This window comes from Ralstonia pickettii, from assembly GCF_016466415.2.
Taxonomy (GTDB): Bacteria; Pseudomonadota; Gammaproteobacteria; order Burkholderiales; family Burkholderiaceae; genus Ralstonia; species Ralstonia pickettii.
The window spans coordinates 39656-56987 of sequence record NZ_CP066772.2 but is presented as its reverse complement, the minus strand read 5'-3'; the positions used below and the strand labels follow the sequence as shown (position 1 = coordinate 56987).

Below are 17332 nucleotides of genomic sequence, written 5' to 3'. Positions count from 1 at the left end.
CGTGGCGCCATGTTCCACCGAACAATGACATGAACCAGAGCGCCAAGATTCTTCGGCTGGTGCTGGGCGATCAGCTCAACCCGCAGCATTCATGGTTTGCGGACGCGGACGCGGACGTGGTCTACGTGCTGATGGAAGTGCGGCAAGAAACCGATTACGTCCTGCACCACGCGCAAAAGATCCTCGCCATCTTTGCAGCCATGCGCGACTTTGCACGCGGTCTCCGGGCGGCGGGTCACCGCGTGCGGTATGTGGCGATCGACGACGGAAGCAACCGCCAGTCCGTGACCGAGAATCTCGCCGCGCTCGCCCGGCACTACGGCGCCGAGCGCGTCGAATGGCAATCCCCCGACGAGTGGCGCCTGGATGAACAGTTGCGTCGTTGGGCCGAAGCGCAGTCGCTGTCGACGAGCGAAGTCGATACCGAACACTTCCTGACGGGCAGGCATGAGCTGGCTGCCATGTTTGAAGGCCGCAAGCAGTGGCTGATGGAGCGGTTTTATCGCGAGATGCGACGTCGTTTTGGCGTGCTGCTCGACGGCACGGGGGCGCCGGAAAGTGGGCAGTGGAATTTCGATCATGACAACCGCAAGCCTTGGCGCGGCTCGCCCCCCGAGCCCGCCGACGCGCGTCCTGTGCATGACCACCGGGCGTTGTGGGAGACCATTGAACGCAGCGGTGTGAAGTCGTTCGGCAACCCGCAGGCCGGGGCATTGCGGTGGCCCCTGAACCGCACCGAGGCGCTGGCCTGCCTGGACGCGTTTGTCGCGCAGGTGCTGCCTCACTTTGGCGATTTTGAAGACGCCATGAGCAGCGGTCACCAGCGGCTGTTCCACTCGCTGCTGTCCTTTTCCCTCAACGTGAAGATGCTGAATCCGCGCGAGGTGATCGATCGCGCCGAGGCAGCGTATCGGCATGGCAAGGCGCCATTGCCTGCCGTGGAGGGGTTTATCCGCCAGATTCTGGGCTGGCGCGAATATGTACGCGGCATCTACTGGGCGCAGATGCCCGGATACGCTTCGTGCAACGTGCTGAACCACGATGCGCCGCTGCCATCCTGGTTCTGGAGCGGAAAGACGCAGATGCGCTGCCTGCAACTCGCCATCGGCCAGTCGTTGCAAACCGCCCATGCGCATCACATTCAACGCCTCATGGTGATCGGCAACTTCGCATTGCTGGCGGGGCTCGCGCCCGACGAGGTGCACCGCTGGTACCTCGGCGTGTACATCGACGCATTCGAATGGGTGGAGCTGCCGAATACGGTGGGCATGAGCCAATGGGCAGACGGCGGCCGCATTGCCACCAAACCGTATGTCAGCAGTGCCGCTTATCTTTCCCGCATGAGCGATTACTGCAAGGGCTGCCATTACGACAGCAAGCAGCGTGTCGGTGAGCGCGCATGCCCTTACAACGCGCTGTACTGGGATTTCTTTGCGCGCCACAGTGAAGTGTTCGGCCGTAACCCGCGGCTGTCGATGGTGTATCGACAACTCGCCAAGATGGAACCCGAAGAGCGCGACGCCCTGCGCAAGCGCGCCGAAGAAGTGCGCGCAAGTCTCGAGGCGTTATGACTGCGTTGAACCGCAATAAGGAGGTCGTTCCATCGTGCGCATCCTGCTGACTGGAGGCACCGGATTGATCGGGCGGGCACTGTGCCGCCACTGGCAGGCGCAGGGGCACGATCTGGTTGTCTGGAGCCGTACGCCTGAACGCGTCGCGCGGCTGTGTGCCGGTGCGCGCGGCATTGCAACGCTGCGAGAGCTGGACGGTGCTGCGCCATTGGATGCGGTCATCAATCTGGCGGGCGCGCCGATTGCCGATCGCCCGTGGAGTGCGCCGCGACGAAGAATTCTGTGGCGCAGCCGGGTCGATCTGACCCGTGAACTCGTGGACTGGCTCGGCCGTTGCAAGCAGCCCCCTCGCGTGCTTGTTTCCGGATCTGCCACCGGCTGGTATGGCGATCGGGGGCAGGAGCCCCTGGATGAAGACAGCCGCGCTGGCAAGGACGACTTTGGCAGTCAACTCTGCGTCGCGTGGGAGGAGGAAGCGCGCCGTGCCGAGGCGCTCGGCATGCGTGTCGTGTTACTGCGCACCGCGCCCGTGTTTGCAAGCGACGGCGGCATGTTGCCCAGGCTGCGTCTGCCATTCAGCATGGGGCTTGGCGGTCGGCTCGGCAATGGGCGTCAATGGATGCCGTGGATTCATCTTGACGACGTGGTCGGTCTGATTGATTTCCTTTTGCACCACGCCGATTGCTGGGGCGCCTTCAATGCGTGCGCACCGGACCTCGTCAGAAACGCAGACTTTGCCAGCACGCTGGCGGCGACCCTGCGCAGGCCGATGTTCCTGTCGGTTCCTGCCTGGGTATTGCGAATGGCGCTGGGCGAAATGTCAGTGTTGCTGCTGGGCAGTCAGCGTCTGCAACCGCGGCGGGCCTTGGAGACCGGCTATCGCTTTCGCTTTCCGAACCTGGAGGAGGCGCTGGCGGGTCTGCTGGTGCAGGATAAGCATCCCGTTACCCGGTAACCCGCAGATTGATATTGAGCGGCGGGAACTACACCCGCCGCGTGGCCGGGAGCGACCGGAGCTTGAGGGCCCCGGCCGTGCTCGTCAGCCTTGCCGCTGGCTGCGTGACGTGACCGCCACCGTCGTGGGGGATTCCGCAAGCGGCACAAAGCGGCGCGTCGATCCATCCAGCGCGTCGATGCTGCCTCTCTCGATGTCATACACCCAGCCATGCAGGTTCATGCGGCCTTGCTCGAGGGCGAGCGCAACCGACGGGTGCGTGCGCAGGTTGGCAAGCTGTGCGATCACGTTTTCACGAACGAGGCCGTCCAGCTTGGCTCGGGGCGAGTCGAACGTATGCGCTGCGTTGATGACCTTGGCGGCGTCTGAGTGGCGCAGCCAGTTGGCCACGGCCGGCAGGTGGTCAAGACAGGTGCAGCGCGAGATGGCGCCCATCGCACCGCAGTCGGAGTGGCCGCAGATCACGATGTCCTGCACGCCCAGCACCGCAACGGCATATTCGACTGTGGCCGAAACGCCGCCCGGCTCCGGGCCATACGACGGCACGATGTTGCCCGCGTTTCGGATGACAAACAGCTCGCCGGGTTCGCGTTGTGTCAGCAGTTCTGGAACGACGCGGCTGTCCGAGCAGGTCACGAACAGCGCCTTGGGGTTCTGTGATGTCGCAAGTTGTTTGAAAAGCTCTACCCGTTGCGGATAGATGTCGCGCTGAAAGCGCAGGAAACCGTCAATGATGTCGCGCATGGCGTTTTTCCCGTTCAATGGTTGGATGCCGGCGCGATCATTGAGACCAACGCACCGGCACAGCCGTTATTGTCGTCGATATCGAGCGGAAGAAAAACGGGTCCATACGGATTGCAGGGCCATGAAGGTGATACGCCGATGGAGGCGGCGAGGTCGATGTATGACGTGTTCTTCTTACCTGGTCGTGCGATACGCCGGCACGGGCCGTCTCGGTCAGGGCGGTCTACCGTGTGGCACCGCCACATGCCGATGGATCATGCAGTTGGCCGATACATTCAGGACAGCGCATCCAACCTCCGAAAACGCGCGTATACGGTCGAACGTCTTGCCTTGACCTGAAACTGTATGCGCTTCCACTTGATCCGTATCCCATCGAGCATGGGCGGCACTGACCGCCATCTGCGCGTTCGCCCGGCTTTGGTGCCGCATGGAGGATGCCGATGCGTGGCGTGACCCGTCGAGCATGGATGGCAACCGCGTTGGCGAGCCTGGCAGGGTGTTCGGCCCTGGATGTTCTCAACGCCGTGTCTACGTCCGACGCAAGTGTGCCGGCGCTTGGCCTGCCCTACGGCGCACATCCGCGGCAAAGGCTGGACGTCTACCGGCCGGTTCGCCCGATGGAAGGGCCGCCCCGGGCGGTTGTTTTCTTCTACGGCGGATCGTGGCGAGAGGGCGACCGCAAGGATTACGCGTTCGTTGGCGAAGCGTTGGCCGCGGCTGGGTCGATCGCAATGGTTGCTGACTACAGGCTGTATCCCGAGGTGCGCTATCCGGACTTCCTGCTTGACTGTGCCGCCGCCACGGCCTTCGCCCGACGGTGGCTGGATCGGCAGGGCTATGGCGACGCGCGCTTGTTCGTTGCCGGGCACAGCGCAGGCGCCTACAACGCCGCGATGCTGGCAACCGACAGCCGCTGGTTGGCGATGCAGGGTTTGCGCATTGAAACGCTGTCGGGCTGGATCGGCATGGCCGGTCCTTACAACTTCCTGCCGATTCAAGCGGCCGACGTGCGGCCCGTGTTCAACCATCCGAATGAAACAGCGGATAGCCAGCCGTTGTTCCACGTGCGCCAGGATTGGTTGCCCCCGGCGTTGCTGCTCACCGGCGAACACGATGCATATGTGGATGTCCGGCGAAATACGCTTTCACTCGCCGAACGCCTGACCGAGTATCGGCACCCCGTGGAACTCAAGGTCTACCCGCGCCTGGACCATAAAACACTCGTGGCCGCACTGGCCTCGCCGCTGCAGTTTCTCGGGCCTGTGCTTTCAGATGTGGCGCGCTTTGTGGCCAACGCCTGAGCGTAATTTGGAGCTTCGCCTCGCCAGATCACGAAACGTTTTTCAACGACCTGGCGGGGCGATTTGAATTGGTAATGCGTTGGAAATTCGTGCTCGGCCAGCGCGGTGGGTCGTTCATTGCGGGACCCGGCGTCCTTATACTCGGGCGACGCGATCAAGCCGCGCTGCAAGCCGCTGAAGATCAATGAGCTACACCATCGTCTGGTTCAAGCGCGACCTGCGGGTGCACGACCACGCCCCGCTGGTCCACGCCGCGCGCCGGGGAAAAGTCTTGTGTTTGTACGTCATCGAGCCAAGCCTGTGGGCGCAGCCGGACGCCGCATCCCAGCACTATCTCTTTATCCAGGAATGCCTGCACGATCTTGCGGAGCAACTGCGTGCATGCGGCGCACGGTTGCAAGTCGCCGTGGGCGAAGTGACGGAGGTATTCGGGCGGCTGCATGCGGCCGCGGCCTTCAGTCACCTGGTGTCTCACGAGGAAACCGGCAACGGTCATACGTTCGCGCGCGACAAGGCCGTCGCACGCTGGTGCCTCGATCACGATGTAACCTGGCGCGAGTGGCCCCAGCACGGCGTGGTGCGGCGCTTGCCGACGCGAGACGTCTGGCACGACCGCTGGGCGGAGCATATGTACGCGCCCTGCATGCCTGCGCCCGGGGTGGGCGCCCTTAGCGATGTCATGCTGCCATGGCCGGCGATGGACTGGCCTGGGTGCGAGGCCCTCGGCTTGGATACACATGCCCCCCCTCGCCGCCAGCGCGGTGGACGCGCGCGCGGCAGCGAAGTGCTGCGCGATTTCCTGTTCGAGCGAAGCCGGAACTATCGGGGCGGCATCTCTTCGCCTTTGACGGCGCCGAGCGCCTGCTCACGTCTGTCTCCTTACCTGGCATACGGATGCCTCGGCATGCGCGAAGTGGTACAGGCCACCGAGCAACGCGTGCTCCAGCTCAGGGCCAGCACAGACGAGGATGCGGTGTGGCAGCGTAAGGGGCTGGCTGCGTTTGTCAGCCGCCTGCATTGGCATTGCCACTTCATCCAGAAGCTGGAATCCGAACCCGCCATCGAGTTCCGCAATCTGCACCGCGGCTACGACGGCCTGCGTGAATCGGCATGGAACGCCGATCACTTTGCCGCCCTGGTAGCCGGGCGCACCGGCTGGCCGATGGTGGACGCCTGTGTTGCCATGCTGAGAGAGACCGGATGGATCAACTTTCGCATGCGGGCCATGCTTGTCTCCGTGGCTTCCTACCCGCTATGGCTGCATTGGCGGCCGGTGGGCGTTTGGCTGGCCCGGCAGTTCGTCGATTACGAGCCGGGAATTCACTGGAGCCAGATGCAGATGCAAGCCGGCACCACCGGCATTAACACCACGCGTGTCTATAACCCGATCAAGCAGGCGCAGGACCAGGACCCGCATGGCCGGTTTGTCAGGCGCTGGCTGCCGGCCCTGCGCCGCGTGCCCGATGCTTGGCTCTTGCAGCCTTGGCGCATGCCGCCCGATGTGCAGGCGCGCTGCGGAGTGCGGGTGGGCGAAGACATCCCCGTGCCGCTGGTCGACCTTGAGGCAGCAACGCGGCAGGCCAAGATGCGCGTCCATGCGTTGCGTGCGCGGCCGGAAGTTCACGCCGCCAATCACGCCATCGTGAAGAAACACGCTTCGCGTATGCGCCGTGATCGCGTCGACAACCCGCGCGGCAGTGGGGCCACGTCTTCCCAGCTTAGTCTCGACTTTTGATTCCGCCGATGCATAAGAAGCCGAACCTGCCGAACAAGCAATGTGCGCACTGCGGCCTGCCATTCACCTGGCGAAAAAAGTGGGCACGGGATTGGGATGCGGTGAAGTACTGCTCGGAGCGTTGTCGCAGACAAGGCAGGCAGCCCAGGGCACAGCATGGAGAACCGCGTTGAACACCGTGCTGTTCTGGTTCCGCAGCGACCTGCGATTGCATGACCAGCCGGCTCTGCGTGCCGCATGCGAGACCGGAGCCTCGCACCTCGTCCCGGTGTACTGCCATGCCGACTATGAAGCACAGACGCCTTGGGGCTTTGCGCGCGTAGGTGTGCACCGCCGGGCCGTGCTTGCGGCGGCGCTTCGGGATTTGGCCCGCCAGTTGGCCGATCTCGGCACCCGGCTGGTGGAATGCTGTGGCCCGCCGGGGAAGGTCTTGCCCGCATTGGCCCGCGCCGTGGGCGCCTCGACGGTCGTCTGCGAAGACATCGCCGCGCCGTACGAGCAAGCCGAAGTGGCCGAACTGCGAAGCGCGGGGCTGCAGGTGCAGACGGTCTGGCAGAGCAGCCTGATCGATCCGCTGTGTCTGCCTTGGCCTGTTCAATCGCTGCCGGCTGTCTTCACAACATTCAGGCAGGCGCTCGAACGGGCGCGGATTGCACCGTCGACGCCGCTGTCACCGCCCACCCGCCTTCCGCCATGGCCGTCGGGTGTGATCATTCCACCGGGCCTGCGCGCGCCGGCCTACGTTGCAAACCAGACGCTGTCGACAGATTCGCGCGCGTCGTTCCCGTATGGCACACCGGAGTTTGATGGTGGCGAGACGGCGGGCCTTCGGCACCTGGCCCAATACCTGGAGCGCCAGTTGCCTCACACGTACAAGCGCACGCGCAACGCCTTGGCCGGTGTGGACTTCTCGAGCAAATGGTCGCCGTGGCTGGCCACCGGTGCGTTGTCGCCCCGACGCGTGATTTCGGAACTGCAGCAGTTCGAGCAGTCGCATGGACAGAGCGACGGGAGCTACTGGCTATGGTTCGAGCTGCTGTGGCGAGACTATTTCCGCTTTCTGCATCTTCAGCATGGCGCTCGGCTGTACCGCGCACGCGGTCTCGCAAATGAGGTACGGCACGCGGAGCGCCCAGATGTGCAGGGCTTCGAGCGCTGGCGTCGTGCATCGACCGGCGAGCCGCTCGTCGATGCCGCGATGCGCGAGCTGGAGACCACCGGCTACCTCAGCAACAGGCTCAGACAGGTGGTCGCGAGCTACCTCGTGCACGAGCTGGGAGGCGACTGGCGTGCCGGTGCCGCGTGGTTCGAATCCCAACTCGTCGACTACGACGTTTACAGCAATCAGGGCAATTGGCTGTATATCGCGGGGCGCGGCACGGACCCACGTGGTGGCCGGCGATTCAACGTCCGGAAACAGGCCGCTGAGTACGATCCCGATGGGTCTTATCTCCGTCTATGGGCGGCGTGACAGTGCATGGCCAGCAATGCCCCGGAGCGTAAGCGCCGGCTGTGAACGGCGGCCGCGGAAATGAGCTTCGAATCACACATGCGGCCCACCGGCTAAAGACTGCGCATGTCGCGTCGATTACTCATGACGATGCCCCGAGCTAGCGCGACATGACTGAAGCAGTACAACTGGAAGGTGGACGGCCCTCACGCACCGAGATTCTCGCAGCCACGCTGATCAGCGCCATGATTGTTGCCGTGGCTGCGATCGCCTTCCGCCACGCCCAGCGCACCTTGCCAGAGGTCAAGCCGTTTCTGCCCATGTTCCTGACGGTGGTCGTCCTGTCTGAAGGGCTGACCGGCTATCTGTTATTTCAGCGTGCCCGCCTTGCCCGAACGCCTTTTTATGGGGCGCTTGCAGGCGCCTACTTTTTTGCGGCGGCGATTGCCATTGCGCAATTGCCCACATTTCCGGGCGTATTCAGTGCCGACGGCCTGCTCGGAGCCGGCCCTCAATCCGCCGTGTGGCTATGGACCTTCTGGCATTCGGGCTATCCGGTGTTGTTGCTGCTCGCGGCGCTTGGCCGGTATTGCCATGAACGCAGTCGCTCAAGCCCTCAGCTCACGCAAGTGTTGCGAGCATTGCCGTGGTTGGGACCAATTTCAGCAGCGGCCGTAGTGCCGATCTGTATCTGGGGCACCGAGTATTTACCGGCGCTCATCCAGGGTGGGACATATGTCAACCTCGTTCGAATCCTGGGTGTTCCCGTGATCGGATCGAACGTCATTGCGCTTGCTGGCTATCTGGCGCTGACCAGACTCCGGCGCTCGGTGGATGTCTGGGTCACCGTGGCGCTCGCTGTCGGCTTGGCCGACTCGTTATTGACCCTGCATGGGGGCGCTCGTTATACGCTGGGATGGTACGCGGCACGGCTGCTCAGTGTGGTGTCCTCGGCGGTTGTACTGTCGATGCTGATTGCGGATATCACAAGGCTATATCGGGCGCTGATGGCTGCGAATCACAGGCTTGAGCGGCAGTCGTTGCTGGACGGTCTGACGCAGGTCGGCAATCGTCAAGCATTCGACAGATGCTGGGCGGCCGAATCGAAACGCGCGCGGCGTACGGGGCAACCGCTGTCGGTGCTCATGGTCGACATCGACCATTTCAAGCAGATCAACGACACATACGGGCATGGCAGGGGCGACGCATGTCTTGTCGAGGTTGCCAACATCCTCTCGCGCGTTGCGGGAAAGCGCCCGACCGACTTGGTGGCGCGCTATGGCGGCGAAGAGTTTGTTGTCCTGTTGGCAGACACTGAGCGTTCACGCGCCAAGGTCATCGCCGAGCAGGTGCGTCGCGCGGTCGAACAGGCCGCCCTGCCTGCGCCCTCCGTTCGCGGTGTCGTGACCGTCAGCATCGGCGTGGCTGCCTACGCCCCGTCCGCAGATCACGCGCCGGTCGCAGACGCGACATCTGAAGCACTGATGCAAGCCGATATGGCCCTCTACGACGCAAAACGCGCGGGCAGGAATGCGGTGATGGTGCGCTAGCGCGGTCTCGCGGCAGGGCCACCCATTCGGGACTTTCCCCACAACATGCTTGGCGCGCCCTGACGCGAATCGGTCCTGCGTGGAATGCGATGCATAACCGGCGTCTCGGCTCGCGGCATCAGCGATTGCACGGCGCGTGATCCGCAAAAATAAAGTCTGTCGGGAAGGGGTGTTCTAACTCATTGGTTTATGAAGAATCGTGGTGCCTAAGAAAAGGGCGGCAAGTCTGTCGAGGCCAGGCGGGACAAGCCTTTATCAGCCCGCATAGGCCCCTCGTCGCAGTCGGCGAGCGGAGAGCGGCCTTCATCTCATCCACCTTCTGGCCACACACGCCTCGGGAAGCAGTCGCCTCTTTTTTGGCTTCATGCGTCATAATTGACATTGGTATCAGATATGACTAAATTATGCATGCTCGCGATGGAACCGGGGTCGAGAACGAAGGCTGCTATGGAGTTGAGCGCGTTCAATAGCGCATGGGTTTTAGCTGCCGCGTCAACGTGCGCCGTATCCGCGAGCCTTGTTCGAGGTGCATATGGATCATTTCGAGAGCTTGCGGCTCTTTCGTACGATCGTTGAGGTCAGAAACTTCAGACGGGCGGGGCAGATGCTTGGGGTATCGCCGGCCGTCGTTTCAAGAGCGATCACTTCCCTGGAAGAGCGGCTTGGGGCGCGCCTGTTCCACCGCTCGACAAAGCAGTTCTCGCTGACGGACGCAGCGCACAGGTTTTATGACGGATGTTGCCGTGTGCTCGACGATCTGGACTGCCTTGAATCTGATGCACGCAGCCAAGGCCATCTCCCTGTGGGCGTGCTGCGGCTGGTCGCCCATACGTCGGCAACGTCTGCGTGGCTGGCCCCACTGGTCTCGTCCTTCAAGCGGATGCACCCAAACCTCATGGTGGATGTGACGTTGGCGGAGGGCGTTGTCGACCTTGCGACCGAGGGCTATGACATCGGCTTGGTATTGCCCTTCATGCTGGCAACCGATTTGGCCGTGACGCGCATGCTGCAGCGCTTGCCTTTGGCAATCGTCGCTGCACCCAACTACTTGGAATCGCATGTGCGCCCGTCTCACCCGGTCGATCTGTCTGATCACGTCTTCGTCACCGTACCGCCTTCCGTGCATAAGCCCATCGTGACGTTCCGCGCGGAGGGCGCGCCGCTCGTGGTTCCACTACGGTACGAAATCACCTCGAACAACGCGGCATTCAACCGTGAAGTCGTACTCGCCGGACTCGGCATGGGGCTGTTGCCATTGGCGCTGGTTGAAGACGATCTGCGAGAAGGGCGCCTCGTCCGATTGCTTGGCGATCATGAAATCCTGGATACGGCAGCGGAGGTGCGCCTCGCTTACATGAGCCGAACGATGGTTCCCGCCAGAGTCAGGGCATTTATTGACCATGCCGTCGCGTACTTCGAGGAGAAATGAGTTGCGGGTTCCGTCTTCTCGGGTGAGCGCCGCTTCCCGTTGCGAACGGTGCAACGTCCATCCCCAGGGTAGCGCGCGCCTATCGAGAACACTGGTGTCCGCTCTGATACGCCGCCAGGCCTGGCTGTGGGGCCTTGTCGCGCTTGCAATCGGTGTCCTCATGTGGGCACTGCGGCCGGTGTTGACCCCGTTCCTGCTGGGCGCGCTGATCGCCTACATGTTGCAGCCGGGGGTGGAGTGGCTGGCGCGTCGGGGGTTGCCCCGCTGGATCGCCGCGTTGGTGATGATCCTGTGCTTTGCCGCGATGGCGGCGCTGCTCGTCACGCTGATGTTCGCCGTCGTCCAGACCGAAGGTCCGCAACTCCAGGCGAAAATTCCTGCGCTGCTTGCCACGCTGAATGCCTGGTTGCGGCCGAAGCTGGCTGTTTTCGGGCTTGGCGTCGACCTGGATCTGCCACATTTGCGCGATCTGCTGGCCGGACCGCGCTATGGTGGTGAAGGCAACTCCGCCATTGCCATCTGGCAATACCTGCGCACAAGCGGCAACGCGATGTTGACCGTCGTGGGCAACGTGGTGCTGGTTCCGCTGGTGCTGTTCTATCTGCTTTACGACCGCCACCAGATGTTTCGACGTATGGAAAGCCTTGTCCCCCGTCGGTGGCTTGCCAAGACGCAGGCGTTCGTCATCGACATTGATCGGATGCTGTCGCAATACCTGCGCGGGCAGCTTTTGGTGATGGTCGTGTTGGCCGCGTTTTACCCCATCGCCTTGACGCTGGCCGGCTTCGAGATTGCCTTGCCGTTGGGGTTGTTTACTGGCTTGGCGGTGTTCATTCCCTATGTCGGATTTGCCGCTGGCCTTGCGCTTGCCGTGTTGGCCGCCGTGCTTCAGTTTGGCGATCTTTACGGCATCGGCGCCGTTGCTGTGGTGTATGGCCTGGGCCAGATCCTAGAAAACGTCTTCCTCACGCCGCGCTTGATTGGCGAGCGCATTGGCTTGCACCCGTTGGCCGTGATCTTTGCGTTGCTGGCGTTCGGTCACCTGTTCGGATTCTTTGGCGTGCTGCTGGCTTTGCCTGCCAGCGCCGTTCTTGCAGCCGCGCTACGGGAATTGCGCCACCGCTATCTGGCGAGCGAGCTCTATCACGCCTGATCGATGCGCGCCCTCGCCAGACAGCGCGAGGGCTCACATGGCGGCTGCCGCGTTACCGTCCCTGACTTCCGGTAGCGGCAGTTGCGCGATTCTTTCCGCTTCAGCACGCTTGACGCCCAGTGCCTGGAGTACGAAGACGGCCGCACGTTCGGCCAAATGCTCGACGCGAACCGCAGCCGTCTGACGGCTGCGCCCGGGAACCGCCGGTGCCGCCGTAAAGTGCAGCTCGGCCGCAACACCGGCGAGCACTGTCCCAATCACTGAAAGCACGCTGGTCAGCGGATCGGCCACCACAAAGCGCTTGGCGGCAAGCCCGCGCTTGCTGTCGCGTAGCAGGCGCAAGCCCAGGCCGCGCGTCAGGGCGCGTGTAGACACGCCTTCGCGCATCAGCAGCCGGCCCCAGGCCGGTTCGCGCTGCGCCCGCAGCAACGTGTGACGGACCGCGATAGCGATGACCTCGGCCGGATCGGTCAGGCCATGCGCAATGGTATCCAGCTTGTCAGCAAAGTCCTCAAACGCCCAGTCGATCACGGCGGCAAAGAGCCCTTCCTTCGATTCGAAGTGGTTGTAGAACGAGCCGAAGCCCACATCGGCGGCTTCGGTGATCTCGTTGATGGCGACGCGCTCAATGTTCTTTTCAGACAGCAGCAACAGCGCCGCGTGAAGCAGACGTGCCCGTGTTTCCTGTTTGCGCCGGGTGCCGCGCCGCTCGCGGCAGCCTTCTGCCACGCGATTCGTGAGGTTCCGCATAGGGGGTCTGGAATGGTGGTCTCCTCGAGGATGATAGTGTCTTGCGTCATAGTTGACAATAATATCAGTTATGAGTTTAATGTCGAAATGTAGGGTCGATCAGGGTGATGCGCCCTGAGTTAGGACGCGGTGATGGGGCAAGTCCCCGGCGAAAAAGGCCAGAGAGCCGTCCGCCGTTGCTTGCCGGCTGAGTGCAGCCATTCGCCGAGAAGTGGTTCCTGAACGCCGTGGAGACAGGCGACTCGCGTACCCGACATCCGAGTTCCGTGACGCGTAGCCCGAGAGCCGACCGCGCAGAAGAAGCGCGGCTGCGGGATGTGCGTTACCCATTGTTCGTTAGGCCATCACTTGCTTGGAAACATCGTGAAACATCCTGGTCGTCATGCGCAAACGACAGCGCGCCCCCACCTGTCCGTCGTCGGGCGTTCCAAACGTGCGCCCCTTGTCATTGCCGCCTGCTGCGCTGTACTGCTCGCGGGCTGCCACCACAGCGAAACCCTGGTCAGCGCGCCCAAACCGGTCGTTGCGCTGACGCTGCACCCGGACGGCAACGCCGTTGCCAACACCCTGCCGGGGCAGGTGCAGGCGCGGTACTCCACGCCGCTGTCGTTCCGTGTTGCCGGCAAAGTAGTCGAGCGCCGCGTGCGCATCGGCGATACCGTCAAGCAAGGTCAGGTGCTGGCGATGCTCGATCAGTCGGATCTGCGCAACGACCTCGCCAATGCACGGGCGCAACTGGAAGCTGCCGAACATCGGCTCGTCTACGCCAAGCAACAGCTTGACCGTGACCGCGCGCAGTCGCAGGCGAACCTGATTGCGCCGGCGCAGATGGAGCAGACGCAGGACGCCTACGCATCCGCACTTGCGCAACGCGATTCGGCGCGCGCGCAGGCCGCACTCGTTGGCGATCGCCTGCGCTACGCGACGCTGGTGGCAGACCACGATGGCGTCATCACCTCGGAAGATGCGGACACCGGCCAGAACGTCCAGGCGGGTCAATCGATCTATCACCTCGATTGGACGGGTGACGTCGACATCGTTTGCGATGCGCCCGAGAGCGCGTTGTCTTCACTGACCGTGGGAAGCACGGCTCGCGTAAGCCTCCCGGCTGCGCCCTCGCAAGTTTTTGAGGCACGCGTGCGTGAGGTATCGCCCACGGCCGATCCGCAAAGCCGCACGTGGCGCGTCAAGCTGTCGCTCGTGGCGCCAAACGCGGCGGTGCGCATGGGTATGACCGCCAATATCGCCTTCGATGCGAAGAGCGACGCGGGAGCCGCGCGCCCGTTCAAGCTGCCGGTCACCGCACTCTTTCACCGTGGCGAAGAGCCCGCGGTCTGGGTGGTGCGCGCGAACACGGATACCTTGGAATTGCGCCCCGTCACCATCGCGCGTTACGACGAGCGCAGCGTGCTGGTCGCTTCCGGTTTGCGCGACGGCGATCGCGTAGTGATGCAGGGCGTGCATGCCGTCAATGCCGGTCAGCACGTGCAAGTGGTCGCCCCGCTGCACCCTGAGGACTTTGCATCATGAGCGCCGATGATCGCGAAATCGTGCAAGGCACGGCCCCGGTGGCGGCGTCTGCATCTCAGGCGGACGAGGGCGGCTTCAACCTGTCGGCCTGGGCACTACGCCACCAGCAGCTGGTGATCTTCCTGATCGGCCTGGCGACGCTTTTTGGCGTGATCGGTTACACGCATCTTGCCCAGTCTGAAGATCCGCCGTTCACCTTCCGGACAATGGTGATCCAGACATACTGGCCGGGTGCAACTGCGCGCGAAGTCCAGGAGCAAATTACCGACCGCATCGGGCGCCAGCTTCAGGCTGCACCGTATGTCGACAACATCAAGAGCTATTCGCGCCCCGGCGAGTCGATGATCTTCTTCGCCATGAAGGACGCCGCCCCAGTCAAGGACGTGCCGGAGACCTGGTATCAGGTGCGGAAGAAAGTGGGCGACATCCGTGCAACGTTGCCCAAGGGCACGGTCGGGCCGTTCTTCAACGATGAGTTCGGTGATGTCTACACCAACATCTATGCGCTCGAAGGCGACGGCTTCTCGCCGGCACAACTGCACGACTATGCAGACAAGCTGCGCACCGTCCTGCTGCGCGTGCCGGGCGTCGCCAAGGTCGACTATTTCGGTGATCCGGCCGAGCACGTCTTCATCGAAATCTCCAATGCGCAGCTGACCCGGCTCGCCATCACGCCGCAGCAGATCGCACAGGCCATCGACGCACAGAACACCGTGGCACCGGTCGGCACGATCACGACCGCCGATGATCGCGTGTTCGTACGACCGACCGGCGCATTCAAGGATGTGCAGGCGTTGGCCGACATGCTGATCACGGTGAACAAGCGCACCTTCCGGCTGGGCGATATCGCGAAGATCACCCGCGGCTACGACGACCCGCCCGTGACGCAGATGCGCGCCAACGGCCATGCCGTGCTGGGCATTGGTGTAACGATGCAGAAGGGCGGCGATGTGATCGACCTCGGCAAGGCGCTCGACGCCACGGCGGTCGAACTTCAGGCGACGCTGCCTGCTGGGCTAAAGCTGTCTCCGGTTTCCAGCATGCCGCATGCCGTCAAGCACTCCGTGGATGAATTCGTGCGCTCGGTCGGTGAAGCCGTGGCGATTGTGCTGGTGGTGAGCCTGGTATCGCTGGGCTTGCGTACGGGCATGGTGGTGGTGATTTCCATCCCGATCGTGCTGGCGGTGACCGCACTTTGCATGCACGTCTTCGGCATCGGGCTGGACAAGGTGTCACTGGGCACGCTCGTGCTGGCACTCGGGCTGCTGGTGGACGACGCCATCATTGCGGTCGAGATGATGGCCGTGAAGCTCGAGCAGGGGTGGAGCCGCCTGCGCGCCGCCGCCTTTGCCTACTCGAGTACCGCATTCCCCATGCTGACCGGCACGCTGGTGACGGTGTCCGGTTTTCTGCCGATCGCGCTCGCCAAATCGAGCACGGGCGAGTACACGCGGTCGATCTTCGAGGTGTCGGCCATCTCATTGATCGTGTCGTGGTTTGCGGCCGTGGTGCTGGTGCCGCTGCTGGGCTACCACATGCTGCCCGAGCACAAGAACGGCGCGGCCGAGCATGGCCACGAGCACGATATCTACAACACCGGCTTTTATCAGCGCCTGTCGGGTTGGATCTCGTTCTGTATCGGACGCCGATGGGCAATCCTGGGTGTCACGGCCGTGCTGTTTGCTCTGGCCATGGTGGCGTTCACCCGTGTGCCCCAGCAGTTCTTCCCGAACTCCGAGCGGCCCGAATTGCTGGTGGATCTGCGCTTGCCGGAAGGGGCGTCTTTTGACGCCACCCTGCGCGAGGCAAAGCGCCTGGAGAAAGCCCTGGATGGTCGAAAGGAGATCGAACACTTTGTCGATTACGTCGGCACCGGTGCCCCGCGTTTTTATCTGCCGCTGGACCAGCAGCTTCAGCAGCCGAACTTCGCCCAGTTCGTCATCACGGCCAAGAACGTTGAAGAACGCGACGCACTGTCGCGGTGGCTGAGCGCCACGCTCGAGAAGGATTTCTCTGGCGTTCGCACCCGTGTTGCCCAGCTCGAGAACGGCCCGCCCGTGGGTTTCCCGATCAAGTTCCGTGTGAGTGGCGACAACATCGCCACCGTGCGCAACATCGCTGACAAGGTGGCCGAGAAGGTCCGTGCGGATGCGCGCACCCAGAACGTGCAGTTCGACTGGGATGAACCGGCAGAACGTTCGATGTCGTTCGAGATCGACCAGATCAAGGCGCGCCAGCTTGGGGTGACGTCGGAAGATGTCTCCAACTTCCTCGCCATGACGCTGTCCGGCTACACGGTCACGCAGTATCGCGAACGTGACAAGCTGATCAACGTCGATCTGCGTGCACCGAAGACGGAACGTGTCGACCCCGCCAAGCTCGCCGGCCTCGCCATGCCGACGCCCAACGGCCCGGTTCCGCTCGGTGCGATTGGGCATGTGCAGAACAAGCTCGAGTACGGCGTGATCTGGGAACGCGATCGCCAGCCGACCATCACGGTGCAGGCAGACGTGCGCGGCAACGCGCAGGGCATCGGCGTGACGCGTGACATCGATCAGGCCCTGGCCGCAGAACGCGCCAAGCTGCCGGTGGGCTATCGCATCCAGATTGGCGGCGCGGTGGAAGAGAGCGTGAAGGGCCAGACGTCGATCAATGCCGAGATGCCCCTGATGATCATTGCCGTGCTGACGCTGCTGATGATCCAGCTCAAGAGCTTCTCGCGCACGTTCATCGTCGTGTTGACCGCTCCGCTGGGGCTGATTGGCGTGGTGACGGCGCTGCTGCTGTTCGGCAAGCCATTCGGGTTCGTGGCGCTGCTCGGGGTGATCGCCATGTTCGGGATCATCATGCGCAACTCCGTGATCCTGGTGGACCAGATCGACCAGGACATCGCGGCGGGCCAAAAACGCTTTGACGCCATCATCGGCGCAACGGTGCGGCGCTTCCGGCCCATCATGCTGACGGCCGCTGCCGCTGTGCTGGCGCTGATCCCGCTGCTGCGCTCGGGCTTCTTCGGGCCGATGGCCACCGCGCTGATGGGCGGCATCACCATCGCCACGGTACTGACCATCTTTTTCCTGCCGGCGCTGTATGCCGCGTGTTTCAAGGTGCGCCCGGACGAACGGGACCTGCCTTCGACCGGCTCTGCCGCCCTGGAGAATTGA

At 63.1% G+C, this 17332-nt stretch carries 13 protein-coding genes; 11 read left to right on the top strand and 2 right to left on the bottom strand.

Translation table 11 applies throughout. From position 1 onward, the window contains the following. Positions 1-29: 29 nt before the first annotated feature. Both RP6297_RS16405 and RP6297_RS16400 read left to right on the top strand, forming a co-directional pair. Positions 30-1571: a cryptochrome/photolyase family protein gene (locus RP6297_RS16405; RefSeq protein ID WP_009239816.1), complete on the top strand. Its 1542-nt coding sequence runs from the start codon at positions 30-32 to the stop codon at positions 1569-1571. Between the two features lie 34 nt (positions 1572-1605). Next, complete coding sequence (locus RP6297_RS16400; RefSeq protein ID WP_009239815.1) at positions 1606-2526, top strand: TIGR01777 family oxidoreductase; 921 nt, start codon at positions 1606-1608, stop codon at positions 2524-2526. An 84-nt stretch (positions 2527-2610) separates the two neighbouring features. On the opposite strand, the gene RP6297_RS16395 is transcribed toward RP6297_RS16400, so the two are convergent. Further along, positions 2611-3270, bottom strand: coding sequence for a carbonic anhydrase (locus tag RP6297_RS16395; RefSeq protein ID WP_004634952.1), 660 nt, complete (start codon positions 3268-3270; stop codon positions 2611-2613). Between the two features lie 440 nt (positions 3271-3710). Here RP6297_RS16395 and RP6297_RS16390 point away from each other — a divergent pair, with 440 nt between their 5' ends. The 7 genes from RP6297_RS16390 to RP6297_RS16360 all read left to right on the top strand — a co-directional run bounded on the left by RP6297_RS16390 (position 3711) and on the right by RP6297_RS16360 (position 11888). After that, entirely contained in the window at positions 3711-4571 is an 861-nt protein-coding gene (locus RP6297_RS16390) for an alpha/beta hydrolase (RefSeq protein WP_009239814.1), read from the top strand. Between the two features lie 184 nt (positions 4572-4755). Further along, positions 4756-6306, top strand: a complete 1551-nt coding sequence (locus tag RP6297_RS16385; protein WP_009239813.1) for a cryptochrome/deoxyribodipyrimidine photo-lyase family protein — start codon at positions 4756-4758, stop codon at positions 6304-6306. A gap of 8 nt (positions 6307-6314) precedes the next feature. Next, a complete protein-coding gene (locus RP6297_RS16380) occupies positions 6315-6479 on the top strand; it encodes a DUF2256 domain-containing protein (protein WP_165835792.1) in 165 nt (54 codons plus the stop codon). Then, on the top strand, positions 6476-7777 hold the full coding sequence (locus RP6297_RS16375) for a DASH family cryptochrome (RefSeq protein ID WP_037028675.1): 1302 nt from the start codon (positions 6476-6478) through the stop codon (positions 7775-7777). The genes RP6297_RS16380 and RP6297_RS16375 overlap by 4 nt, the downstream gene beginning before the upstream one ends. A 149-nt stretch (positions 7778-7926) precedes the next feature. Then, complete coding sequence (locus RP6297_RS16370) at positions 7927-9306, top strand: sensor domain-containing diguanylate cyclase (protein WP_009239811.1); 1380 nt, start codon at positions 7927-7929, stop codon at positions 9304-9306. Between the two features lie 532 nt (positions 9307-9838). Then, positions 9839-10735: a LysR family transcriptional regulator gene (locus tag RP6297_RS16365; protein ID WP_009239810.1), complete on the top strand. Its 897-nt coding sequence runs from the start codon at positions 9839-9841 to the stop codon at positions 10733-10735. Between the two features lie 94 nt (positions 10736-10829). Next, complete coding sequence (locus RP6297_RS16360; protein WP_009277125.1) at positions 10830-11888, top strand: AI-2E family transporter; 1059 nt, start codon at positions 10830-10832, stop codon at positions 11886-11888. 33 nt (positions 11889-11921) lie between these two features. Here the strand turns inward: RP6297_RS16360 and RP6297_RS16355 are convergent, their stop codons facing one another. After that, on the bottom strand, positions 11922-12638 hold the full coding sequence (locus RP6297_RS16355) for a TetR/AcrR family transcriptional regulator (RefSeq protein ID WP_009239808.1): 717 nt from the start codon (positions 12636-12638) through the stop codon (positions 11922-11924). Positions 12639-13001: 363 nt separating this feature from the next. On the opposite strand from RP6297_RS16355, the gene RP6297_RS16350 reads away from it, so the two are divergent. Both RP6297_RS16350 and RP6297_RS16345 read left to right on the top strand, forming a co-directional pair. Then, positions 13002-14168: an efflux RND transporter periplasmic adaptor subunit gene (locus tag RP6297_RS16350; protein ID WP_009239807.1), complete on the top strand. Its 1167-nt coding sequence runs from the start codon at positions 13002-13004 to the stop codon at positions 14166-14168. Next, the gene (locus tag RP6297_RS16345) at positions 14165-17332 is read left to right on the top strand and encodes an efflux RND transporter permease subunit (protein WP_009239806.1); all 3168 of its coding nucleotides are present in this window, start codon (positions 14165-14167) and stop codon (positions 17330-17332) included. The genes RP6297_RS16350 and RP6297_RS16345 overlap by 4 nt, the downstream gene beginning before the upstream one ends.